Source organism: bacterium, from assembly GCA_035529855.1.
GTDB lineage: Bacteria > RBG-13-66-14 > B26-G2 > WVWN01 > WVWN01 > WVWN01.
Genome location: DATKVX010000097.1, coordinates 1 through 23,058, shown reverse-complemented (window position 1 = coordinate 23,058; position 23,058 = coordinate 1). Strand labels below are relative to the sequence as shown.

Here is a 23,058-nt window from a genome sequence, read left to right as displayed (position 1 = left end):
GGGTCATAAAAATGCCGACGCCTCGACGGGGGGACCGGGATGCCGCGGACGGGGCCCGCCTGTTCGTGTACGGGACCTTGACGGACCAGTTTGTCTATCGCGTAGTAACCGGCGAAAACCCCGGCACTACGCGCGCCGTCCTGGACGGTTACCGTAAAGTTACCTCGCTCAAGTCTTTCCCGTACGTCGTCCCCCAAGCCGGCTCGAAGGTCGAGGGGGTCCTGGTGGCGGGGGTAAGCCCCAAAGCGCTCGCCCAACTCGACCAATACGAGAGCGAGGGAAAATTGTACGTACGCCGAAAGGCAACCGTGAAAACGGCGGCCGGCCCCCAGGAAGGATACGTCTACGTGGCCGGCCCGGAGCTCCTGGCGGCCAAACCGGCGCCCGACGTCGAGGTGGCGGACCGCGTCGCCGATTTCCTGAAAAGCCGCATCGAAAGGGCGATCGCCGCCGACGTCCCCGCCCAAAGCGGCCTCCGCGAACTCGAAGTCCGCGCCCGGGAAGAGCTGCTGGGCGAAGCGGTGGAAGAGTTGGTGCGCGAATACTTCGACCATCCGGGTCTGCCCGCCTTCGCCGTCAAACACCGGCTCGAGGAATCGGGCCTCCCCTCGCTCCAATGGCTGGAGAAAGAGAAAGCCGCGGTTAAATACGCTCCGCACTACCTCCGCCTTATCGCGAAGACCATAATATTCAACCAACTCGAGGAAAAGGTGCGGCGCGACTTCCGCGGCGCCGTTCGCGTTACCGACGCCTATTACGAGCGCGCCGTATCGGCGCTGGCCGCGTTGCAGTACGTCGGCGACAACCTCGGCCCCATCGGCGAAATCATGGAGGCGCTGGGCGTAACCGATTACAGCGAGCAGCTGGAATATACGGACTACGCCGTGGCCGCGATATTCACTGCGGACGAACTCTACGACCGCGACCGCCTCGAGCCGTACGTCGAAAGGGTAAAGGCGCGCCGGGCGCGCGGCGGCGCGCCGCTGGGATACGAGGCCGAGTTCAGCCCGCTGGGCCCCGACATAATAGGCGCCGGCCCGGACGAGGACCCCGACTTCGACGGGTTCTTTTACTTCGACGACTTCGACCTCGGCGGCCGCCTGTGGAAGCTCGGCGGCCACGTCGACAACCACCGCGTCGTAACGCCGTATCGCGGCCGCGTGCGCGGCTTCCTGGAGTTCGCGGTAGGCCGCTACAAGATCCTGGGCGACCTCTCCAAACCGGCCACCGCGGACCCGTTCATACTCTCGGACTCCGCCACCGCCGCGGTCACGTTCGCCGAAATTAAACCGCACAGCCTGCACCTCTCGATCCAGCTCGAGGAGGGGCGGCCCCCCGGCAAACCGCCGCCGCCCGAGCACTTAATTTGCCTCTTGATACTGGGCGGCGACCTGAACCTCGACGCGGAGGGCATCCTGCGCGAAAAGCGTCTCCACGGCCGGGAAATTTACAACGAGTTCACCGGCCTGGACTTCTCCCGCTACAATGAACACCGCGTCCGCCACGACGACGCCAACCCCGCCAAGGTCATCGAGTACGAATTCCCGCGGCTGTTCTACGAGCACTCGTACGTCGACCTCGTAATGGCGCTCAAGGGCTTCCAGTTCGCCACCAACCCGCCGCCGCTCGAGCTGTCGCCCGACTCGCCCCATCTGAGTTATAACCGGGAAGTCGAGCGCGAGCTGCTGGCGTGGGCGGAAGCCCCGCACTCTCTCGCGCGACGCGATATCGAGTACTTCCTGGCCGTGGTCGAGGAGGGCCTGGCGTACGAGACGCGCAACCTCGGCGGTCACCCGGCCGCGTTTTGCCGGGAATGGGTCGATAAAATCGAACGCAAACTTAAAAGCTACAACGCGTTCATATGGGGAGAGGGTAAGGAATGGCTGATAGACGTATGAAAGCCTCGCCGCTGGCGTCGTTCCTTTTCGAGGTCGAGGAGTGCGTCGTCAACGAGGTGACGAAGCGCCTCCGGGAGTCGGCGCTGGACCACTATCGCCAGATGGAGACCATAGACCTCCGGCCCCGCATACAGGTCCACTTCGACGCCTACCGCCAATCGTTGCTGTCCGGCGACCCGGCGCCCTTCCGCACGTACGTGGCCGACGTCGGCCGAAAACGACTGCAACAGGGTTACGGCCTGGCCGAATTGCTCCTGGTGCTGGATACGCTCTCCGACGTAATCTGGGAAGCGGCGAGCGAGGCGTGGGAAGGCCGCGGCGCGCAAGCCTTCGCCGACCTGAAAACCCTGGCCGAAGGCGTATCGTGGGGCAAAGACCGGTTGGCGACGGTATACGAGGAGGAAGCCCGCAAGGAACGCGCCGCGCTGTCCAGATTGAGCGCCGCGTTCGACGAATACCTGCGATTACGCAAAATATCCCCAAACGAGCGGGAGGGTAGCTAAAGAGCGAGGTGCGCCGTGAAATGTAAAAATTGTGACTTCGATCTCGCCGCGGAGTTCCGCTTTTGCCCCTACTGCGGCCTCCCCACCGACGACCGTTGGGAGACCCATTTCTTCGCCGCGGTACTGGCCGACTTCGGCGGCGACCCGGACGGCGCCTTGGAGAAATACCGGCGGGCGCTGGCGTCGGACCCGGGCAACGACTACGTCCTGGTCCACCTCGGCCAGGCGCACTACCACCGAGGGCAACTGAACGAGGCCGTGGCGGTTTTGGAGGACGCTACGAAAACCAACCCCCATTCGGCGCCGGCCCACTACTTCCTGGGGCTTTGTTATTATCGCGCCGCGCGGGTGGACGAGGCCATCGATTGTTTTAAAAAGACGCTGGCGCTCGAGCCCGCCGCCGAGCAATCGTACTATTGGCTCGGTTTGATGTACTACCACATCGGAAAACTAAAAGAAGCGATCGCGGCCTTCGACCAATTGTTGGCCCGTAACCCGGGCTTCATTATTGCATATTACCAACGCGGCCTGGCCAACGCGCGGCTGGGCCTCAAAGAGGAATCGGCGGCGGACTTCGAAAAAGTGGTGGAAAAGAACCCCCGCAGCGCCCAGGCGCACGCGCTGCTGGGGGAAGCCTATTTCGCATTGGGCGACAACTACCGCGCGGCGGAGGCCCTCAAGAAGGCGCTCGAGCTCGACCCGGAAGATAAAAAATCGAAGGCGGTCCTCGACCTCCTCTACAGCGGCTGAGCGGCCCGGAAGGCGAAGCGCGAATGGCGAAGACGTCGACCCAGAAAATTTTGGACGCACACCTGCTCGAGGGCGAGCCGCGCCCGGGCGAACAGGTCGCCATAAAAATAGACCAGACGCTGACGCAGGACGCCACCGGCACGATGGCGTACCTCCAGCTCGAGGCCATGGCGGTGCCGGAGGTCAAGACCGAGCTCTCGGTGAGCTACGTCGACCACAATACCCTCCAGCTGGGTTACGAGAACGCCGACGACCACCGCTACCTCCAAAGCATCGCGGAGAAATTCGGCCTGTACTTCTCGCGGGCGGGCAACGGCATCTGCCACCAGGTCCACCTGGAGCGGTTCGGCGCGCCGGGCAAGACGCTGCTGGGCTCGGACAGCCACACCCCCACCGGCGGCGGCCTGGGAATGGTAGCCGTCGGCGCCGGCGGCCTCGACGTGGCGGCGGCCATGGCCGGCGGGCCCTTCTGGCTGACGTACCCCCGCGTCGTGGGCGTGAAGCTCACCGGCGAGTTGGGCGAGTGGGTCGCGGCCAAGGACGTCATATTGACCCTCCTCAAGATGTTAACCACCAAGGGGAACGTCGGGACCGTAATGGAGTACTTCGGCCCGGGCGTCGAGACGCTGTCGGTGCCGGAGCGCGCGACCATTACCAATATGGGCGCCGAGCTGGGCGTGACGACGTCCGTCTTCCCCTCCGACGGCGTCACCCGGGCGTTCCTGGAGGCGCAAGGCCGCGGCGACGTGTGGCGGGAGCTGGCCGCGGACGACGACGCCGAGTACGACCGCGTCGTCGAGCTCGACCTTTCCGCCGTGGAGCCGATGGTGGCGCAGCCGCACAGCCCGGACAACGTCGCCCCGGTGCGCGAGGTAGCGGGTTTGAAAGTGGACCAGGTTTGCATCGGCTCGTGCACCAACTCGTCGTACAAGGACCTGGCGACCGTCGCCGGGATATTGGACGGCAAGACGATAGCGCCGAACGTCAGCTTCGTCGTCGCGCCCGGGTCGAAGCAGGTACTGCGCATGATCGCCGACGACGGCCACCTCGCGAAGCTCGTGGCCGCGGGCGCCCGCGTCGCCGAGACGGCGTGCGGCTTCTGCATCGGCATGGGCCACGCGCCGCCCTCGGACGCGGTCTCGGTGCGGACCAACAACCGCAACTTCTACGGCCGCTCCGGGACGGCCTCCGCCGGGACCTACCTGGTGAGCCCGGAGACGGCGGCGGTCGCGGCCTGGAAGGGCGAACTCGTCGACCCGCGCGACGCCGGCATCCCCTATCCCCGGGTGGCGGTCCCGAAAAAGTTCACCGTCGACGATTCCCTTATCTCCCACGTCCACGACGCCGACGCCGAGATCGTCCGGGGCCCGAATATCGGGCAACCGCCGGCCAACGTCCCGCTTCCCGACGAGCTCGACGCCGTCGTCGCGCTGAAGGTGGGGGATAAGATAACGACGGACCACATCATGCCGGCGGGCCCGCGGCTCAAGTACCGCTCCAACGTGGAGGCGTACTCGCGGTTCGTCTTCGAGGGCGTGGACGAGAGCTTCGCCGCCCGGGCCAAGGAGAACGCGGCGCAGGGATTGCACAACGTCGTCGTCGCCGGCGAGAGCTACGGCCAGGGCTCGAGCCGGGAACACGCCGCGCTGTGCCCGATGTACCTGGGCGTGAAAGCGGTGCTCGCGAAATCCTTCGAGCGCATCCACGCCGCGAACCTGGTCAACTTCGGCATCCTGCCGCTCACGTTTCGCGACGCGGACGATTACGAAAAAATCGAGGCCGGCGACCGGCTCCGTTTGGAGAATCTCGGCTCGGAGCTCCGGGTCGGGAAACCGCTCACGGTTAAAAACGAGACCCAAGGCCGCGCGTTGGAGGTAGGCCACGAGTTAAGCGAGCGGCAGCTGGCGATCGTCAAAGCCGGCGGCCTGCTCAACTACCAACGTTCCCAATCGTAGGAGAGGCGATGTTCGAAAAGGTTACGGTCCCCGCAGAAGGCCGTAAAATCGAAATCGCGGGCGACGCGCTGCGCGTGCCCGACGACCCCATAATCCCGTTCATCGAGGGGGACGGTATCGGCCCCGACATCTGGGCCGCGACGCGGCGCGTCCTGGACGCCGCGGCGGAAAAGAAATACGGCGGCGACCGCAAAATAGTATGGATGGAAATATACGCCGGCGACAAGGCCCGGCACGTCTACGGCGAGGGCGTCGTCATGCCCGACGACACGCTCCGGGCCATACCGGAATTCGTCGTCGCCATCAAAGGGCCGTTGACGACGCCGGTGGGCGGCGGCTACCGCAGCCTCAACGTGACGATGCGCCAGAAGCTCGAGCTGTACGCGTGCGTGCGGCCGGTGCGGTGGATACCGGGCGTGCCGAGCCCGGTCAAACACCCCGAGAAACTGAACGTGGTGATATTCCGCGAGAACACGGAGGACGTGTACGCCGGCATCGAGTGGCGCGAGGGTTCGCCGGAGGCCGCCCGGGTGCTGGGTTTTTTAAACAAGGAAATGGGCCGCAACATCAGGCTCGACTCCGGCGTGGGCGTCAAACCCATCAGCGCAACCGCGACCAAGAACGTCGCCCGCAAGGCCCTCCGCTACGCCCGCGACCGGAAGCTGCCCAGCGTCACCTTCGTCCACAAGGGCAACATTATGAAGTTCACCGAGGGCGCGTTCAAGGATTGGGGCTACGAGCTCGCCCGCGAGGAGTTCGGCGACGTCACCGTCACCGAGGCCGAGCTGTGGGAGAAATACGACGGTAAAGCCCCCGCCGGCAAGATAGTGGTGAAGGACCGCATCGCCGACTCCATGTTCCAGCAGGTCCTGCTGCGGCCGGACGAGTACAGTATCCTGGTTACACCCAACCTAAACGGCGACTACTTGTCGGACGCCGCGGCGGCTCAGGTGGGCGGCCTGGGGATGGCGCCGGGCGCGAACATGGGCGACTTCGTGGCGCTGTTCGAGGCCACCCACGGCACGGCGCCCAAGTACGCCGGCCAGGACAAGGTGAACCCGTCGTCCCTAATTCTCTCGGGCGTCATGATGCTGGAGTATCTGGGGTGGCAGGAAGCGGCGGACGCCGTCGTGGCGGCGATGGCCAAGACGATACAGGAGAAAGTGGTCACGTACGACCTCGCCCGCCAGATGGAGGGCGCGCGCAAGGTGAAGACCAGCGAATACGCGACGCGGATTATAGAGAACATAACCTAGCGGGGTGAAATCCGCAGGCCGCAGCCCCGGCCGCGGCTTTTCTATTGCCGGTCAACCGCGGCCTTGTTAAAATTGCTTAGCTACTAAGGCCCGGTTCGCGCTCGTTATGCCGAAGCCGGGAAGCGGGAGGGATAACCGGCGCCGAGCCGCGGCTCAGTCCGTTTTGCGCGTCGAGTTCGGGCGCCGGACGCGGCCTTGAAGCAAGGAGGAAGAATGGCTTTCTATTATCAAATAAGACTCAGCGGCGGCGCGGAGATAGACCTCCACCTGGCGTCCAAGATCCTGGCCGAAGCGCTCGCCGTCTACGAGGATAAAAACGTCGTGCAGCACATCACGTACGGCCCCGAGGCCCGCGGCGCCGCGGTGCGGACGGACCTCGTCGTCAGCGACCAGGAGATCTACCGGCCGAAGGCGAAAGAGGTGGACTTGCTGGTCGCGCTCACCCAGGAGGCCGTCGACCGCTACGCCGGCGACGTAAATAAACAGGGGTACCTGTTGGTGGACCGCGACGCCGTACGGCGCTCGCCGGAGGGGCCGTTCCGCGTCTACCGGCTGCCCTTCGGAGACGGCGCCCGGGAGCTCGGCGACCCGCGGCTGGCGAACATCGTCGTGCTGGGCGCGGTCGCGGCGCTGTCGCCGGCCCACAACCGCCGGGCGGTGGAGGACGCGCTGCTGGCCCGGGTCCCGCCGGGTACGGAAGACGCCCACCGCACGGCGTTCGATTTCGGTTTCAAGAAGATGAAAGAGCTGCTCTGACCATGCCTCGTCGCTACGAAAGACTTTGCGAGCTGGCCGGCGAGTTCAGCAACTACACGTCGAAGTACTTGCAGCAGACCGGCGCGGTCATCGCCGATCTCACCACCAGCCTCGAGCAGGCCGGCCTGCGCGACGAGGTGCACCTGTGGCAGCCGGCCTGGAACCTCGACCGCGAGATGGACATCGTATCCCACGTCGCGCCCGAGGGGCAGGAGCGCATCCGCTACCTCGGCTGCTACTACGGCCTCCAGTATCTGCGCATGAACATCCAGGCGGTCGAGGCGCTGCGCGCCGACGTCGTCCCGGGCGCGAGCCGCGAAGAGGTCTACCGCGAATTCCTGACGAGCATCGGCACCAGCTACTCGCAATTGATCGTGACGTTCGTGCGGAAGGTACTGGACATCCTGGTCGGCGCCGAGGAGCTGCCGCCGTTCGTTATCTGCGGCGTGGGCACCCTCACCGACCAGGACGACGTCGACATCGCCGTCGTGGTGGAGAGCGACGATAACCAGGACGCCCTCAACCGCGTTCTGGGCCGCCTCAGCTCCGTAATGCTGCGGTACGCCACGCGCTTCCACTTCTACCTCTCGGAGAACGTCTCGCCGGAGAGCTTCGCGACGTCGCTTTCCGAGTACCGGGAATACGCGGAAACCCATCCGGGAGATTACATCGTCATCTCGGAGCTGTTGAACGCCGAGCCGCTCTACGGCGACCGCGCGCTCTTCGACCGGCTGCGGGAAGAGATAACCGAACGCTATTACGCGGACAGCGGCGCCGACAAAATCTACCACGAGGGCTTCGTCCGCGGCGCGCTGGGCGACGCGGTGGCGCTCGTTCGCCGCGACTACGAGAGCGACCGCATCGTCCCCAAGGAGGACGCGCTGCGCGTCATCAAGAGCCTGGTCCACATCAAGCGCACCATCCACGGCCTCCGCGAGCCCAACGTATGGCATAACCTGAAGCGCCTCTCCGACATCGAACCCTGGAACGCCGAAAAGAACGACGTCCTCGAGGACGGCCTCATCTTCTTCGAAGTGCTCCGCTACCTCTACCAACTCCTCGTCGTCCAGGACGAAGTTATCATACTCGACACGCCGGTCATGGCCGAGAACCTGGCCCGCGTGGCCGCCGCCATGGGCTACCGCCAGCGCGGCGCCGTGGGCCCGGAGGAAACGCTGCTGGTCCACTATTACGACTCGGTGGACAAAGTGCGCGCCGTAGCGGAGGATTTGGCCCAAGAGGTGGAAGAGAACCTGCGTAACTCCTCCGTCTTCCTGGAGCTGGCGTCGACGACATCCAGGCCGCCGGGGCAGCTTTTAAACCGGATGTTGAAATTGATACGGTTCCTGGTACGGGCCGCCTTCTGGGACGACGTCTTCGAGCTGCTGGTGGCCTCCGATAAGAAGCTCCTCCGCGCGCTGGTCGCCGACTTCAACGGCCTCCCGCCGGAAAAACGCGAACGGCGCGTCAACGAACTCGTCGGCCTCGTCAAGCGCAACGCCGAACTATTCATTAAACTGCTGGTCCTGCTGGGCGAAAATCGCGACGAGGTGGACGCGGGCGAGCTGTTCGACGCCATGGGCGCGGCTTTCCTCCGCGAGTTCGAGACCTTCTACAACCCCGCGCGCGAAGCGGCCCGCATCTTCGCCACCCACCCGGTTCTCCTGAATCGCTACCTGGCCGAAGTCGACTACGATACCGCCAAGCGGTTTATGGAGCTCGTATCGCGCGAGGTGAGGGTCCCCTCGCTCAAGCCGGCCGCGGCGGCGCTGCGCGGCCTGTGCCGGCTGCGGTATTACGGCTCGGCGTACCTGCGCCGGTACCTGCAGGCCGTCTTGAAAAAATACCCGGATTGCCTGTACCTGCTCGACGACCCGGACGCGATGGCCGACAAGTCGCAGGGGATACTGGCCGAGGCCGCCATCGTCCCCTCGCCCGCGGCGAAGAAGGAGCTGCTGGGCGATTACTACGACCTCGAGCTGCTGCGGATCGGATTGATGACCCTGAACGGCGCCACCATCGAGGAGACCAACGCCCAGTACACCGAGTTCTCGGACGAATACCTCAACTACCTCTTCGACGCCTGCCGGGAAGAGCTGGCCGAAGAATACGGCCGGTGGGTTACCTCGTTCGACTTGATGGCTATTTACGCCGCCGGCGGCCACGCCCGCGAGTGGGCCTTCAACGACGACTACGACCTCATCGTGCTGATAGACACCGACGACGAAAAGTTACAGGAGTTGGGCGGCGCCGTTATCTCGGCTATGAGCTCCGAAATCTGCAAGCGCGGCATGATGCCCCACTTCCGCTTCCTGGAGCACTTCGGCAGCTACGTCATCCCGTTGAGCCAGCTCGAGGCCTTCTTCCGCCGCGAGAACGAGACCGACTTCATCGAGAAATCGCAGCTCCTCGAGTCGCGGCTCGTCGTCGGCACCTCCACCTTCGAGGAAGATATCCACGAACGCATCATCAAGCCGGTCATCTTCGCCCGCGCCGACGAGTACATCGCGGATATGAAGCGCGAGATGGCGTCGCGGCAAAAGGCGGTGGGCGAGGTCTTCCTCCCCAACAACGTCAAGGAGTGCGTCGGCGGCCTGCGCGACATCGTCATGGCCATCCTCATCTGTAAAGCGCGCTTCGGCATCCGCGACCCCATCACCTCCCGCATCCTGGACGGCATCGGCAGGGTATACCCGCAGGCCGGCCTGGAGCTCCGGTCGCTGTACAACTCCATGTGCTTTCTCAAAAACCTGCGCGACGTCTACCGCCTTACCGTGTGCCTGGACGACAACCTCGACTTCGAGCACGCCGACGTGGTGGGCGAGATCCTGGGCTTCGAGGGGGAAGCGCCGGGAGAGCGGGGACTTCAAGTCAAGGACGCGTTCGAGCGCACGACGGCCAAAGTGGCGGGCGAGATACAATCGGTGCTCGCGAAAGTAACCTAGCGCGAGAGGAAGCCCAAACGAAAAGCCGCCCGTCGGGCGGCCTTTTAATTTATGTGCCGGGTTTTAGGCTACACCGCGGCGGCGGCGTACTTCTCCAGCGCCGGCGCCTTGACCTTGTGCCGGTGGAGGCCGACGTCTTCCAGCGTCAGGCCCTGCGCCAGCCCCAATAACTGGAAATAGTAAACGGCGGGGGTCTTGAGGCTCTCGTCGTCGTGCTCCCGGGCGAGGCGGAGCTGGCCCAGGTCGAACTCGTTAAAGCACGACGGGCACACCACCCCGAGGACGTCCGCCTTCGCCGCGGCCACCGACTTCAGCAGCTCGTACATCATCTCCGACGGCGCCTCCTCATGTTTGCAGGCCTTGCCGCAGCACAGGATCCACTCGTCGTGGCGGACGGGCGTCGCGCCGAGCGCGGCCACCAGGTCGTCCAGGATGTGCGGGTCGTCGGGGTCGTCCACCTTCATGATGTGCGACGGCTTGAGGAGGTGACAGCCGTAGTGGATGGCGACGCGCAGGCCCTCCAGCGGCCGCACCACCGACGCCGCCACCGCTTCGACGCCCACCTCGTCGCGAACGACCGTCGCGACGTGCCGTATGGTCGACGTCCCCTTGTACTCCCTGCCCACGCGGGCGAGCCGCTCGTTGACCTCGTCCTTCAGGTTCTTGTTCGTATTCAACTGTTGGTACGTCTCGGACAGCGTCGCGGTGCAACCCGAGCAGATGGTGAAGAGGTTGAGGCCCGCCTCCTCCGCCACGGCCAGGTTGCGCGCGGCGACGGTGAGCCACGCCAGCTTGTCGTACGATTTGAAATAAATAGGGTCCGGGCAGCAGGTGAAACCCGGCAGGTCGACGATCTCGACGCCGACCTTGGGCAGCGTCTTGCGAATGGCGGCCTCCATCTGCGGGTACCGCACCGGGATGAGGCACCCCGGGAAGAAGGCGAATTTCTTGGGTTGGGCGTCCGTCATAAGTCTCGCGCGACCGCGTTACTCCAATATTTTTTTCAGCTCGTCGGTGTCTACGGCCTCGAGCGGCGGCAGCCCCAGCTCCTCGCGGAGCTTCGTCGTCATCGCCGTCACGGGAGCGGTCCGGCCGGTCTCCAAAACCATATCGACCAGGTCGCCCACCTGCGCCTTCTCCGGATAGATGCCGCGGCGCGCCATGAGGTTCTTGACGGCGATGATTATCTCCACCGGCTTGACGTTCTGCGGACAGCGCTCGTAGCAGTTATAGCAGTTGGTGCAGTACCACACCGGCGAGGCCGGCCCCACCAGCTCCTCGGCGAAGCCGTAGAGGACCTTCAGCATAATCTCGCGCGGGTTGAAGCCCTCGACGTAGCGCGCGCTGGGGCAGTCGCCGACGCACGCGCCGCACTGGTAGCAATAATTGACCAGCGTGCCGTCGACTATTTTCTCGAGCTGCTTCTTAAACTCGAAGTCGAGCGTCACCGTCGGCTCGAGGCGCTTCTCGTCGTTATTTTTCTTCGGCGGCATCGGCCTTCTTCGGCTTTTCGGGGCGGACGCTGTTGGAGCGGCACTTGGGGCACGACCGTTCGACGTCGTCGTCGGGCGCGTACTTCTCGACGTACTCGTGGCCGCACTTAAGACACTTGAACTTCGTCTCTTGACTCATCCGCCTCCGCTTTCTTCTTACGCTTGGCCTCGCGCGCGAGCTTCTTCTCCCACTCCTCGGCCAGGACCTTCTTGGTGTGTTCGACCTCCTCGGCCGTGACCTGCCGGCGCATCTCCTCCACGCCGCGCATGACGCGGGCGAACTTCTGGCCCTCGGCGGCGCTTATCCACTCCAGCTGCAATCGCTCGGGGCGGATGCCCAGCTTCTCCAGCTTGTCCCACAGCCGGTAAACGCGCTTGACGGTCTGGCGGTTGGCGTCGATGTAGTGGCAGTCGGCGAAGTGGCAGCCCGAAACCAGCACGATGGGCGCGCCCTTCATGAACGCGTAGAGGACGAAGTCCTCCGTAACGCGGGCGGAGCACATCGTCCGTACCAGGCGCGACGAGGCCGGGTACTGCAGCCGCGAGATGCCGGCGTTGTCGGCGCCGGCGTACGAGCACCAGTTGCAGGCGAAAGTGAACACCTTTTCGGCCGCGTTCTCGTCGAGCAGCGCGTCGATCTGGGCGTAGTACTGGTCGTCGGTGAAGTGGCCCATCGTCACCGCGCCCTGGTTGCACGTCGCGGCGCAGTTGCCGCAGCCCATGCACATCGCCGAGATTATCCGGGCGGTCTTCTTCTCGGGGTCGACCTCGACGGCGTTGAACGGGCACACCTGGGCGCACAGGCCGCAGCCGGTGCAGCGCGCCGGGTCGATGGCCGCCGTGATGGCCTCCGCCGTTACGTAGCCGGCGTTGAGGATGGTCATGGCCCGGGCCGCGGCCGCGGAAGCCTGCGTCACCGAGTCCTTGACGTCCTTGGGGGATTCGGCGCAGCCGCAGATGTAGACGCCGCGCGTCGGCGTATCCACCGGCTTGAGCTTGGGGTGGGCCTCCATGAAGAAGCCGTCGCCGGTGGTGGACAGCGAGAAGAGTTTCTTTATAAGGGGGCTGTCCTGCCGCGGGATGACGCCCACCGAGAGGACGACCATGTCGAACTCGTACTCGCGCACCTCGCCGGTGAGCGTGTTCTCGGCGGTGAGGAAGAGGTTCTTGGCCTCCGGGTCCTGGCGGATTTCGCCCGGCAGGCCGCGGATGTACTTGACGCCCTCCTCCCGCGAACGCATGTAGAGGTCCTCGAAGCCTTTGCCGAAGGCGCGGATGTCCATATAGAACACCGTGCATTCGCAATCGGGGTAATGGTCCCGCAATAAGAGAGTATCCTTGACGGTGTTCATGCAGCAGACGTTGGAGCAGTAGCGGTTGCCCTTGTCGCCGGCGTTGTTGCGCGAGCCCACGCACTGGATGAACGCGATGCGCCCGGGCACGCCGTGGTCCGAGGGGCGGACGAAGTGGCCCTCCGTCGCGCCGCCCGCGCATATAAGCCGCTCGAACTCCATCGACGTGATGACGTTGTCGTAGCGGGTGTAGCAGTACTCGTCCAGCTCGGTGGGGTCGTAGACGTCCATGCCGGTGGCGACGACGACCACGCCCACCTCCAGCTCGACGACCTCGTCCTTCATGTCGTAGTCGATACAGACCTTCTCGCAGGCCTCCTCGCACTTTCCGCACGCGATGGGGTTCGTCCCCAGACAGGCCTCCATGTCGATGACGTACGACGCCGGCACCGCCTGCGGGAACGGCAGGTACACCGCCTTGCGCGACGACAGGCCCATCTGGAACTCGTCCGGGACGACGACCGGGCACACCTCGGCGCACTCGGCGCAGGAGTTGCAATCGTCCTCGCGAACGTAGCGCGCCTTCTTGCGCACCTTGACCTTGAAGTTGCCGACGTACCCTGCTACTTCCTCTACTTCGCTGTAAGCCATCAACTCGACCCTGGGATGCCTACCGACATCCATCATTTTAGGACCGAGTATTCATATCGAGCAGTCCATGGTGGGGTACGTTTTGTCGAGCGCGGCCATGATGCCGCCGATGGACGGCTCCTTCTCGACCAGGTATACCTGGTAGCCGGCGTCCGCCAGGTCGAGCGAGGCCTGGATGCCGGCGACGCCGCCGCCCACGACGAGCGCGGCCTGCGTAACCGGGTGGCGCGTCTCCTCGCGGGGCTGCAGCCGTCCCGCCCTCGCCACGGCGCTCTTGACCAGGTCCTTGGCCTTCGCCGTCGCGCCCTCCTTGTCGTTCCCGTGCACCCACGAGCAGTGCTCGCGCAGGTTGGCCATCTCCATCAGGTACGGGTTCAGGCCCTCGCCGGCGACGCACGCGCGGAAGGTCGGCTCGTGCATGAGCGGCGTGCAGGAGGCTACGACGACGCGGTTCAGGTCGTGCTCGCGTATGGCGTTTTTAATCTCGTTCTGGCCCGGGTCGGCGCAGGTGTAGCGGTTGCGGACGACCGCGACGACGCCGGGCAGCGTCTTCGCGTACTCGGTTACCGCTTCGGTATCCACCGTGCCGGCGATGTTCAGGCCGCAGTCGCACACGAAGACGCCGACGCGCAACTCCTCGCCCGTCGCGACCGCCGCTTTCTTTTCCTCGTTGGACATAATCGTCACCCCCTTTCCCAGGGGTAGGGATTTCGCTTGGGTTGCTCTGGTTCGGCTTTCATTCCGAATCGTTCCGGCTGATTACCGCCCCTCGACGTTAAGGATAGCGGTTATTTTCTTCAGGACCCTCAAAGTAGCCCATATTGTAAAACCGCATACGACGGCGATTATCCACCCCAAATCCAGCTCGAACCTATGTTTCGCTAATAACTCCTCGACGACCTCCAGAAACGCAAATACAAGGATGATGTTGACAAGTATATGGTTTTCCTTACTTAAAACGCTCCGTATCGAGAACGGGAGAGTAGGCGGTTCAAAGTTTTTAAACCGCGGGAGGAACATCGGCGTGCGGGCCGCCCATTCTTGCCATACCTTCCCGAATTTAGTTCTCAGGTATTCTTCCTCCATAAAAATAATTCTTTCGTAAAACAATATGAATAAAATAATGAATATAAAACTTAACCACCAGCAACGTACGAACATCGAAATCCCGAGCCATATAAAGAAATTCCCCAGGTAAAGCGGATGCCTGACCAAAGAGTAAATCCCGGTGGTATTTAACCCGTCCGCGCGTTGTACGCTCGTATTCCTACCGGAAGTTCCCTCCGGGACGTGGCCGATGGTATAAACGCGAACGGCCAACCCGAAAACCGCGACCGCTAAGCAAATTAATTCCCATACATCTTCGAAACCGAAACTACCGTCGCTACTAGGGAATACGGTATCCCAGAACGCGGGCAGGGCAATAAAAATAATCAATAACGGTATGTAACTCCTCCACTTAAATAACCATTTACCTTGTTTTACAAACGCGTCCCGGAGTTGCATTTAGGTATCCTTTTGTTTCCCGGCGCCTCTCCGGGATTTCCCCGGTGCGCCGACGCCGTCATTATCGTCCGAATCCGCCGTACCTATCTTTTCCCCGCGCCTCTTAACCGCGACGCCACCGCCGAGGCGAGGTCGCGTATCTCCATCTTAATCTCGTCACCCAGGTTGGGGTCGTTCATGGCGCAGCGGAAGTGGATTTCGCACTTGGGGCAGGCCGTAATAAGCGTCGTCGCCCCCGTGGCGCGGGCCTCGCGCAGCCGCTCGAGCTGGACCTCCTTCGAGAAGCGGTCGCAGTTTAGCCAGCCGTTGCCGGCGCAGCATACCGCGCCCTTCCCCGAGCGCGGCATCTCCGCCAGCTCGACGCCCGCCGCCGCCAAAACCTCCCGCGGCGCCTCGACCACGCCCGCGAAGCGCGCCAGCCGGCACGGGTCCTGGAACGTGACCTTCTCCGCCTCGCCCGCGTCGAAGTCCAACTCGCCGGCGCGTTCCGCCATGAATTCGCTGAGGTGTTTGACTTCGAACGGGAGGCCGGCGACGACCTCCGGATAGTCGGCCTTGAACGTATAGTAGCACTCCGGGCAATTGAAGATGACCGTCTTCACGCCCTTCGCCTTCAGGAGTTCCACGTTCTTGCGGGCGAGCTTCTCGAAATGTTCGACGTCGCCGCCCCACAGCAAGTCGTGGCCGCAGCACCGCTCGTCGGGTAGCAGGGCCGGCGCGATGCCGAGGGCATTAAGGAGCTTGATCGCGCTTTTGGCCCCCTCCAACGTGTCCACCTCGAGCTCGGTGAAGAAGGCGTCGAAGTACGGCGCGCACCCCACGAAGAGCGCCACGTCGCCCTCGTCGGCCGTCTTGAGGTCTTCGGTCACCCAGGCCAGGCGGTCCTGATTCAACTCCGCCGCGGTCATGAGCTTCATCAGCGACTGCATCGCGCCGCCGTGGCTGCAGTTGCCGGCGAACTCGGCGCCGTACGTCGCCCGCCGCAGCTCGCGGATGAGGTCGACGAAGCGTACCCCCGAGGGGCACCGCGCGTCGCAGGCCATACACGTCAGGCAGATCGAAAGCTCGCCCGGGCTCGGCAGCCGGCCGCCGGCCAGCGCCTGGCTGATGAGCCGCCGCGGCGAATACGAGCGGTTGTAGCGCGCGACGACGCACGTCGAGGTGCACTTGCCGCACTCCAGACAAAGGAAGGCGTTCGCTTCCCTCAACGTACTCTCGTCTACGGGCGTAGTTGCCTCCATAACGTTTTATCTCACTCGGCGAGAGCCGCGGCGTCGGCGTAGGCCTCGGCCTCGCGCGGCAGCGCGCGTTCCCGCGGCACGAGTTTGGACGGCCCCAGCGCGCGGACCTGCTCCACGAATTCGTCGATGACGCGGCCGAACTTGACGCCCTCCGCGGCGCTTATCCACTCCAGCCTTATGCGCCCCTCTTCGACGCCGAGTATCTTGAGGAGCGCCTTCGTCTTCTCGAACTGCTCCACCGCGCGCTCGTTGCCGAAGATGTAGTGACAGTCGCCGAAGTGGCACCCCGAAACGAGCACGCCGTCGGCGCCGAGCTCGAACGCCCGCAGCACGAACGCCGGATGCACCCGCCCCGAACACATTACCCGAATTATTCTGAAATGCGGGGAGTACTGTATGCGCGAGACGCCGGCGGTATCGGCGCCGGCGTACGAGCACCAGTTGCAGGCGAAGACGACGATGCGCGGGGTGAAGTCCTCGCGGGCCTTGGGTTTGGTTTCGCGGGCCTTGCGGGGGGCGGCGGCCTTTTTGGTTTTGGCCTTGGCCTTCGCGCCGCCGGCCGAAGACTTCCCGGAAGGCCGCTTCGCCGCGCGCTTCGCCGCGGCCCGCGGCTTCTTGGGCGGCGCTTTAGCCTTGGCCTTACTCTTCTCTTCGGTCGCAGCCGTTTTAGTTTTACTCTTGGCCGGCGTCATCTACCCTTTTCACCTTGCAGCGCGGTCTCGAGCATGGTGTGGATCTGGAGGTCGGTAAAGTGGCGGGCCATTATGGCGCCGGTGGGGCACCACACGGCGCACGTCCCGCACCCCTTGCACAACGCCTCGTTGATGCGCGCGACGTAGACCCCGGACTCGAGCTGGACGAGCTCGGGCGCGTTGAACCGGCAGATCTCGGCGCACTGGCCGCAGCCCCGGCAGAGCTCGTCGTTGACCTCGGCGACGGTGGGCTCGAGCTTCACGCTGTCCCGCGCCAGCAGCCGGGCGACCTTGGCCGCGGCGGCCGAAGCCTGCGACAGCGAGTCCGCGATGTCCTTGGGCGCCTGGAGACAGCCGACGATGAAGACGCCGTCGGTCGTCGTCTCCACCGGCCCGAGCTCGGGGTGGCGCTCCATGAGGAACTTGTCGTCGCCGCGCGGTATTTTGAATATAGATTGCAGAATGGTCGTGTCCGGCTCGCGCGGGACCATGCCGGTGGCGAGGACGACGAGGTCCGCCGGCGCGCGCACCCGCGCCTTGAGCAGGATGTCGTAGGCTTCGACGGCCTCCGCCGCCTTGGCCCCCACTGCCTCCGGCCGCTCGTCCTCGGCGATTCTCACGAAGAGGACGCCTTTGCCCCGGGCGTTGCGGTACATCTCCTCGGCGCCGTCGCTCACCGTCCGGATGTCCTTGTAGAAGACCGTCACGTTAGCGCCGTGTTCGCGCAACATCAGCGCCTGCTTTATCGTCGTGGGGCAGCAGTAGCGCGAACAGCCGGGGTTGCCGTCCTCGCACCGCGAGCCGACGCACTGGATGAAAGCGACGTTTTCCGGTTGTTTGCCGTCGACGACGGCGCGGCCGTCGTGAGCGGCGAAGTTCTGCTCCAGCTCCAAGCTCGTTAATACGTTCGGGAACTTGCCGTAGCCGTACTCGCCCGCCGGTTGGTAGAGGTCGGCGCCGGTGGCGAGGACGATGGCGCCGGCGCGGACTTCCTTGGTGGCGCCCTTCTTCTTACCCGAGGCGTCGGCGAGCTCGACGTCGAAGTTGCCGACGAAGCCGTCGACCCGCGCCACCTCGGTATTGAGCATGACCTCGACGCCGGCTTCCTCGAGATGCGCTATCTTCTCGCCGATGAGCTTCTCGGCGTCGCGGCCCGAGGGGTAGAGCTTGGTCAACGACGGTTTGTTAAGACGGCCGCCGAGTTTATCCGTCTTCTCCACCAGAACGGTCTTGAAATGCTGGCGCGCTATTTCGAGCGCGGCCTGCAGGCCCGCGACCCCGCCGCCCACCACCAGCGCCGTCCGTTCCATCGGGACGTCGATCATGTGCAGCGGCTCGAGCCGCCGGGCGCGGGCCACCCCCATGGATATCTGGTCGCGGGCACGCGCCAGCGCGGCCTCGGGCTGGGCGACGTGCACCCACGAGCACTGGTCGCGGATGTTCACCATCTCGAAGAGGTAGGCGTTGAGGCCCACCGCCTCGCACGCCTTGCGGAACACCGGCTCGTGGGTCCGCGGCGTACACGCGGCGACTACCAGGCGATTGAGCTTGTGCTCGGCGATGGCATCCTGCACCGCGCGCTGGCTGGTGTCGGAGCAGGCGAACATCTCGTCGGCGGCGTAGACGACGCCCTCCAGGCCGCGGGCGTGCTCGAGCAGGTCGCCGATGTCCAACCGGCCCGCGATGTTGGCGCCGCAGTGGCAGACGAAGACGCCGACGCGCGGCTCGCCCGAGGTGTCGACGGCCTCGACCTCGAGCGCCTCGTCCGGGACGCGGCACGCCGCGACGTGCTTGGCCGCCAGCGCCGCCGCCCCCGAGGCCTGGGCCACGCAGTCCGGGATGACCTGGGGGCCGCCGGCGGAGCCGCACAGGTAGATGCCGTCGCGCGTGGTGTCGAGGTAGAAGGAATCCGGGTCGCGCTTGCGGAAGAAGCCGTAGCGGTCGAGCTCGACGCCGAGGGTTTCGGCCAGGTCGCGCGCGGTCTCGTTGGGACGGGCGGCTACCGAGAGCACGACCAGGTCCGCCTCCAGCTTCAGCTGTTCGCCGCTCAGCGTATCCTCGGCGTAGACCGTCAGGTCGCCGTCGTCGTCGCCCACGATCTTCGCCGGCCGGCCGCGGACGTAATGAATTTCGTCCACCTCGCGGGAGCGCCCCACGAACTGGTCGAACCCCTTGCCGAACGCCCGGATGTCGGTGTAGAGGATGGTCATGGAGGCGACGTTGGGGTCGTGGATCTTCGCGAGCATGGCGTCCTTGACGGCGTTCATACAGCAGAAGCGGGAGCAGAAATGCTGCCCCCCTTCGCCGCGCGCGCCCACGCACTGCACGAAGACGATGCGTAGGGGGGGCTTGCGGTCCGTGGGCCGGACGACGTGGCCCCGCGTGGGCCCCGACGCGCTGAGCATCCGCTCGAACTCGAGCGAGGTCATCACGTTCTCGTAGACGCCGTACCCGTAGTTTCGCATCACCCGGGGGTCGAACTCGTCGAAGCCGGTGGCGACGATGACCGCGCCCACGTTCACGTCGACGTCGCGGACGCGCTGGTCGAAGTCGATGGCGCCGCGGGGGCAGGCGTCGGCGCAGTTGCTGCACGCCAGGAACGCCTCCTCGTTCAGGCAGACGTCGCGGTCGATAATATAGGCGGCGGGGACCGCCTGGGGGAAGGGCCGGAATACGGCCTTGCGGGCGCCCAGGCCGTGCTCGAAGACGTTGGGCGCGACCATGGGACACACCGCCTCGCAATCGCCGCACCCCACGCACTCGCCCTCGTCCACGTAGCGGGGGTAGCGCCGTACGGTGGCGACGAAGTCCCCCGGCTCGCCCCGCAGGCCCACCAATTCCGAAAGCGTTAGCAGCTCGACGTTAGGATGCCTACCGACATCCATCATTTTGGGGCCGAGAATTCATATCGAGCAGTCCATCGTGGGGAAGGTCTTGTCGAGCTGGCTCATCCGGCCGCCGATGCTGGGGCCGCGTTCCACCAGGTAGACCTTTACGCGGGCATCGGCCAGGTCCAACGCCGCCTGGATGCCGGCGATGCCGCCGCCCAACACGAGGACGCCCTGGGCCTCACTCGGCTCCGCGTCGGGTTCCGCTTCGGCTTTTATCTTATTTTCCGGCTCGTTCTTGGAAGGCATCGTAACCGAGGTCGAACGCTTTTAAATTAAGGTCTATCGTCCCCTTGGGCACCGAAGTCTTTATGGCCTCCACCATCGCCTCTTTGGGGACGGCCTGCGTTACCGCCGTAAAGAAGCCCAGCATCACGATGTTCGTCACGATCTTGCGGCCGAGGTCGGTCTCGGCCATCCGCTGGGCTTTTATGGGATAAACTCCTATGCCCTTTTTTACCTCGCCGGGGTCGACGAGGTCCTCGTCGTATATCAGGACGCCGTCGGCCTTCAGCTCGCTTACGAACTTGGAATAACCTTCCTGCGACATCGCGACCAGGACGTCCGATTTGCGGATGTAGGGATACAGGATTTCTTTGTCGTCGATGAGGACCTGCGTCGAGCAGGCCGAGCCGCGGGCTTCCGGACCGTAGGACTGCGACATGGTGGCGTTCTTTTCGTCGTAAATGGAGGCGGCCTTGCCGACGATAACGCCGGACAATATCACGCCCTGGCCGCCGAAGCCGGTGATGCGTATCTCGCGCCTCATCGCTCGCTCGCCCCCTGGACGACTTTGCCGCGGTAGTACTTGTCGCCCAATATTTCGCCGAGGTGCCGGTCCTGGTACTCCAGCCACGTGGGCCGGTCGCGCTCGACGAATTTGCCGCATATTATCGGGCCGCCGAAGACGATGTCGGTATCGGCGGGGTCCGCGCCGTGCTCGATGACCGTATTGTCGTGGTAGTACTTCATGATGTCGAGGCCGGTGCCGAGGCGGTTCTTGCGCGCGTACAGCGTCGAACACGGCGTTATGACCTCGACGAAGCAGAAACCGGGCTTGACCAGTATCTCCCCGAAGGCCTTGGTCAAACGTCGGACGTGTAGCGCGGTCCACCGGGCGACGTAGTTGGCGCCGCAGGCCGCGGCGAGGTGGCACAGGTTGAACGGCGGGTCGGCGTTGCCGTAGGGGGTGGTGGACGTCAGCGCGTTAAGGGGCGTGGTAGGCGCCACCTGGCCGCCGGTCATGCCGTAGATGAAGTTGTTGACGCAGATGACCTTGAGGTCCATGTTGCGGCGGGCGGCGTGGATGAAGTGGTTGCCGCCGATGGCGGCGAGGTCGCCGTCGCCCGAGAAGACGATGACGGTGAGCTCCGGGTTGGCGAGCTTCAGGCCGGTGGCGAACGGGATAGGCCGGCCGTGCGTGGTGTGGAAGCTGTCGAGGCGAACGTAACCCGCGACGCGGCCGGTGCAGCCGATGCCGGAGACGATGGATACTTTGTCGAGGTCCGTATCCAACTTCTCTAAGGCCGCGGCCAGCGCCTTCACGGCCGTTCCGATGCCGCAGGTACTGCACCAGATATGCGGCATGCGGTCCATACGCAAGAACGGCGCGATGGGGTGTTCTTCCGCGCTTACGGCGGCTATGACCGCTTCCGGTACTCCCTTAGGGCTCATTTTACCTTGGCCCCCTTCTCGATTACCTTTAATATATCCTCCGGGTCGTGGACGCCGCCGCCGGCGTGGGGCGATAGGAGCGTCTCGCACCGCCCCGCGGCGCAGCGCTGGACTTCGTAGAAAATTTGACCCAGGTTTATTTCGACGACCACGAACGCCTTTATCTTCTTCGCGAGCTCCGCTATGCGCTTTTCGGGGAAAGGCCAGATAGCGCGGAGCCTAAAGAAGCCTACCTTTATCCCCTTCTCCCGGGCGAGGTCGATGGCCATCCGCGAGACGCGCCCGCTGATGCCGAAGGATAGCACGACGACGTCCGCGCCGTCGGTATCCTCCTCGTCGAAGTCGACGATGTCGTCGGCGTTTTCGCGAATCTTCGCTACCAGCCGCGGCACGAGCCATTCCTGGCACCGTACGCTCATATCGGGGTAGCCGCGCTCGTCGTGGGTCAGGCCCGTTACGTGGAAGCGGTACCCCATGCCGGCTATCGCCATGTCCGGGACCAGGTCGTCGCCGTAGGCGTACGGCAAGTATTCGTCCTTGGCGGCGTCCGTCAGGCGCCGGGGCTCGAGCTCGATGGCGTCCGCGGGCGGGATGACCACCTTCTCCACCATATGGCCCACGCACTCGTCGAGCAGCACGATGACCGGCGTCCGATATTTCTCGGCCATGTTGAACGCTTTAATAGTGAAGTCGAACGCCTCCTGCGGCGACTGCGGCGCGTACGCGATTATCTCGTAGTCGCCGTGGGAGCCCCACCGCGCCTGCATCACGTCGGCCTGCCCCACCATCGTCGGCAGGCCGGTGGACGGGCCGCCGCGTTGAACGTTGGCCACGACGCACGGCGTCTCCAACATCGCGGCCAGGCCGATGTTCTCCATCATCAGGCTGATGCCCGGGCCGGAGGTAACCGTCATGCTCCGCGCGCCGCCCCACGACGCGCCGATGATGGCGGCTATGGACGCTATCTCGTCCTCCATTTGAATAAAAATGCCGCCGACTTCGGGAAAACGTTCACTAATATGTTCGGCGCATTCCGTGGAAGGCGTAATGGGATAGCCGGCGAAGAAACGACATCCCGCCGCCATGGCCCCCTCCGCGATGGCGCGGTCGCCGTCGAGGTACAGCGTGCCGGTCCTAACGCCCGTCGGGTCCGCTTTCACGAGCCTTGCCCTCCTTCCGCCGGTACCGGCTCCTCTTCTACGGTTAAGCAGTATATAGCGAACTCCGGACATATCATCTCGCACAGGTCGCAGTTCACGCAATTTTCGGGTTTGACCGCCTTCGGCGGGTGGTAGCCTTTGGAGTTGAACTCGTCGCTCATCTCCAGGACGTCGCGGGGACAATACTCCACGCAGAACCCGCAACCCTTACACCGCTCCACGATTATATGCAGCTCGCCCCGGGGGACCTTCATCTTGTCGGCGTCGAGCGGCGTCCGCCAGAACCTCATAACAACCACTCCTCGGGACGCGCCGGCTGCTTCGCCCGGGCCCGGCCGCGCCCAAAAAAAACCGCCCCTGAGCCGCTCCGCGGTGGCTGTTTTAAACTTCCGGGCCCG

The 23,058-nt window shown here is 64.4% G+C and carries 19 protein-coding genes and 1 pseudogene; 7 read left to right on the top strand and 13 right to left on the bottom strand.

The features are described from left to right. Positions 1 to 11: 11 nt before the first annotated feature. The 7 genes from VMX79_10365 to VMX79_10335 all read left to right on the top strand — a co-directional run bounded on the left by VMX79_10365 (position 12) and on the right by VMX79_10335 (position 10,063). Entirely contained in the window at positions 12 to 1,898 is a 1,887-nt protein-coding gene (locus tag VMX79_10365; protein HUV87502.1) for a gamma-glutamylcyclotransferase family protein, read from the top strand. Continuing rightward, positions 1,880 to 2,401: a hypothetical protein gene (locus tag VMX79_10360; GenBank protein HUV87501.1), complete on the top strand. Its 522-nt coding sequence runs from the start codon at positions 1,880 to 1,882 to the stop codon at positions 2,399 to 2,401. The genes VMX79_10365 and VMX79_10360 overlap by 19 nt, the downstream gene beginning before the upstream one ends. A gap of 15 nt (positions 2,402 to 2,416) precedes the next feature. Beyond that, positions 2,417 to 3,151 carry a tetratricopeptide repeat protein gene (locus VMX79_10355; protein HUV87500.1) on the top strand — a complete coding sequence of 245 codons (735 nt, stop codon included), beginning with the start codon at positions 2,417 to 2,419 and terminating at the stop codon, positions 3,149 to 3,151. Positions 3,152 to 3,174: 23 nt separating this feature from the next. Then, positions 3,175 to 5,106 carry an aconitate hydratase gene (locus VMX79_10350; GenBank protein ID HUV87499.1) on the top strand — a complete coding sequence of 644 codons (1,932 nt, stop codon included), beginning with the start codon at positions 3,175 to 3,177 and terminating at the stop codon, positions 5,104 to 5,106. Between the two features lie 8 nt (positions 5,107 to 5,114). Continuing rightward, a complete protein-coding gene (gene icd, locus VMX79_10345) occupies positions 5,115 to 6,362 on the top strand; it encodes an isocitrate dehydrogenase (NADP(+)) (GenBank protein HUV87498.1) in 1,248 nt (415 codons plus the stop codon). Between the two features lie 213 nt (positions 6,363 to 6,575). After that, positions 6,576 to 7,118: a 2-oxoacid:acceptor oxidoreductase family protein gene (locus VMX79_10340; protein HUV87497.1), complete on the top strand. Its 543-nt coding sequence runs from the start codon at positions 6,576 to 6,578 to the stop codon at positions 7,116 to 7,118. A 2-nt stretch (positions 7,119 to 7,120) separates the two neighbouring features. Next, positions 7,121 to 10,063: a hypothetical protein gene (locus VMX79_10335; protein HUV87496.1), complete on the top strand. Its 2,943-nt coding sequence runs from the start codon at positions 7,121 to 7,123 to the stop codon at positions 10,061 to 10,063. Between the two features lie 68 nt (positions 10,064 to 10,131). Here VMX79_10335 and VMX79_10330 read toward each other — a convergent pair whose 3' ends face one another. The 13 genes and pseudogenes from VMX79_10330 to VMX79_10270 all read right to left on the bottom strand — a co-directional run bounded on the left by VMX79_10330 (position 10,132) and on the right by VMX79_10270 (position 22,950). Next, a complete protein-coding gene (locus tag VMX79_10330; GenBank protein HUV87495.1) occupies positions 10,132 to 11,031 on the bottom strand; it encodes a CoB--CoM heterodisulfide reductase iron-sulfur subunit B family protein in 900 nt (299 codons plus the stop codon). Positions 11,032 to 11,049: 18 nt separating this feature from the next. Further along, positions 11,050 to 11,556 (bottom strand): 4Fe-4S dicluster domain-containing protein, encoded by a 507-nt coding sequence (locus tag VMX79_10325; GenBank protein HUV87494.1) that lies wholly within the window; start codon positions 11,554 to 11,556, stop codon positions 11,050 to 11,052. Beyond that, entirely contained in the window at positions 11,537 to 11,695 is a 159-nt protein-coding gene (locus VMX79_10320) for a hypothetical protein (protein ID HUV87493.1), read from the bottom strand. Before VMX79_10320 ends, VMX79_10325 begins: the two co-directional genes overlap by 20 nt. 55 nt (positions 11,696 to 11,750) lie before the next feature. Beyond that, positions 11,751 to 14,177: pseudogene (gene hdrA2, locus VMX79_10315) on the bottom strand (CoB-CoM heterodisulfide reductase HdrA2). A gap of 81 nt (positions 14,178 to 14,258) precedes the next feature. Continuing rightward, complete coding sequence (locus VMX79_10310; GenBank protein HUV87492.1) at positions 14,259 to 15,005, bottom strand: isoprenylcysteine carboxylmethyltransferase family protein; 747 nt, start codon at positions 15,003 to 15,005, stop codon at positions 14,259 to 14,261. Between the two features lie 83 nt (positions 15,006 to 15,088). After that, entirely contained in the window at positions 15,089 to 16,246 is a 1,158-nt protein-coding gene (locus VMX79_10305) for a (Fe-S)-binding protein (GenBank protein ID HUV87491.1), read from the bottom strand. Between the two features lie 11 nt (positions 16,247 to 16,257). Further along, complete coding sequence (locus VMX79_10300; GenBank protein ID HUV87490.1) at positions 16,258 to 16,707, bottom strand: hydrogenase iron-sulfur subunit; 450 nt, start codon at positions 16,705 to 16,707, stop codon at positions 16,258 to 16,260. Between the two features lie 227 nt (positions 16,708 to 16,934). After that, positions 16,935 to 19,826, bottom strand: a complete 2,892-nt coding sequence (locus tag VMX79_10295; GenBank protein ID HUV87489.1) for an FAD-dependent oxidoreductase — start codon at positions 19,824 to 19,826, stop codon at positions 16,935 to 16,937. A gap of 15 nt (positions 19,827 to 19,841) precedes the next feature. Further along, positions 19,842 to 20,075 carry an FAD-dependent oxidoreductase gene (locus VMX79_10290; GenBank protein ID HUV87488.1) on the bottom strand — a complete coding sequence of 78 codons (234 nt, stop codon included), beginning with the start codon at positions 20,073 to 20,075 and terminating at the stop codon, positions 19,842 to 19,844. Further along, on the bottom strand, positions 20,047 to 20,595 hold the full coding sequence (locus tag VMX79_10285) for a 2-oxoacid:acceptor oxidoreductase family protein (protein HUV87487.1): 549 nt from the start codon (positions 20,593 to 20,595) through the stop codon (positions 20,047 to 20,049). The genes VMX79_10290 and VMX79_10285 overlap by 29 nt, the downstream gene beginning before the upstream one ends. Next, the gene (locus tag VMX79_10280; protein HUV87486.1) at positions 20,592 to 21,500 is read right to left on the bottom strand and encodes a thiamine pyrophosphate-dependent enzyme; all 909 of its coding nucleotides are present in this window, start codon (positions 21,498 to 21,500) and stop codon (positions 20,592 to 20,594) included. Before VMX79_10280 ends, VMX79_10285 begins: the two co-directional genes overlap by 4 nt. Continuing rightward, a complete protein-coding gene (locus VMX79_10275; protein ID HUV87485.1) occupies positions 21,497 to 22,660 on the bottom strand; it encodes a 2-oxoacid:acceptor oxidoreductase subunit alpha in 1,164 nt (387 codons plus the stop codon). Before VMX79_10275 ends, VMX79_10280 begins: the two co-directional genes overlap by 4 nt. Then, positions 22,657 to 22,950: a 4Fe-4S dicluster domain-containing protein gene (locus VMX79_10270; GenBank protein HUV87484.1), complete on the bottom strand. Its 294-nt coding sequence runs from the start codon at positions 22,948 to 22,950 to the stop codon at positions 22,657 to 22,659. Before VMX79_10270 ends, VMX79_10275 begins: the two co-directional genes overlap by 4 nt. Positions 22,951 to 23,058: the final 108 nt, after the last annotated feature.

Bases quoted from the DNA above. Each gene is read 5' to 3' on its own strand.
- VMX79_10270 (HUV87484.1), bottom strand. From the start codon at position 22,950: ATGAGGTTCTGGCGGACGCCGCTCGACGCCGACAAGATGAAGGTCCCC.
- VMX79_10360 (HUV87501.1), top strand. From the start codon at position 1,880: ATGGCTGATAGACGTATGAAAGCCTCGCCGCTGGCGTCGTTCCTTTTC.
- VMX79_10295 (HUV87489.1), bottom strand. From the start codon at position 19,826: ATGATGGATGTCGGTAGGCATCCTAACGTCGAGCTGCTAACGCTTTCG.
- VMX79_10280 (HUV87486.1), bottom strand. From the start codon at position 21,500: ATGAGCCCTAAGGGAGTACCGGAAGCGGTCATAGCCGCCGTAAGCGCG.
- VMX79_10285 (HUV87487.1), bottom strand. From the start codon at position 20,595: ATGAGGCGCGAGATACGCATCACCGGCTTCGGCGGCCAGGGCGTGATA.
- VMX79_10320 (HUV87493.1), bottom strand. From the start codon at position 11,695: ATGAGTCAAGAGACGAAGTTCAAGTGTCTTAAGTGCGGCCACGAGTAC.
- VMX79_10335 (HUV87496.1), top strand. From the start codon at position 7,121: ATGCCTCGTCGCTACGAAAGACTTTGCGAGCTGGCCGGCGAGTTCAGC.
- VMX79_10310 (HUV87492.1), bottom strand. From the start codon at position 15,005: ATGCAACTCCGGGACGCGTTTGTAAAACAAGGTAAATGGTTATTTAAG.
- VMX79_10325 (HUV87494.1), bottom strand. From the start codon at position 11,556: ATGCCGCCGAAGAAAAATAACGACGAGAAGCGCCTCGAGCCGACGGTG.
- VMX79_10305 (HUV87491.1), bottom strand. From the start codon at position 16,246: ATGGAGGCAACTACGCCCGTAGACGAGAGTACGTTGAGGGAAGCGAAC.
- icd (HUV87498.1), top strand. From the start codon at position 5,115: ATGTTCGAAAAGGTTACGGTCCCCGCAGAAGGCCGTAAAATCGAAATC.
- VMX79_10350 (HUV87499.1), top strand. From the start codon at position 3,175: ATGGCGAAGACGTCGACCCAGAAAATTTTGGACGCACACCTGCTCGAG.
- VMX79_10365 (HUV87502.1), top strand. From the start codon at position 12: ATGCCGACGCCTCGACGGGGGGACCGGGATGCCGCGGACGGGGCCCGC.
- VMX79_10330 (HUV87495.1), bottom strand. From the start codon at position 11,031: ATGACGGACGCCCAACCCAAGAAATTCGCCTTCTTCCCGGGGTGCCTC.
- VMX79_10290 (HUV87488.1), bottom strand. From the start codon at position 20,075: ATGCCTTCCAAGAACGAGCCGGAAAATAAGATAAAAGCCGAAGCGGAA.
- VMX79_10340 (HUV87497.1), top strand. From the start codon at position 6,576: ATGGCTTTCTATTATCAAATAAGACTCAGCGGCGGCGCGGAGATAGAC.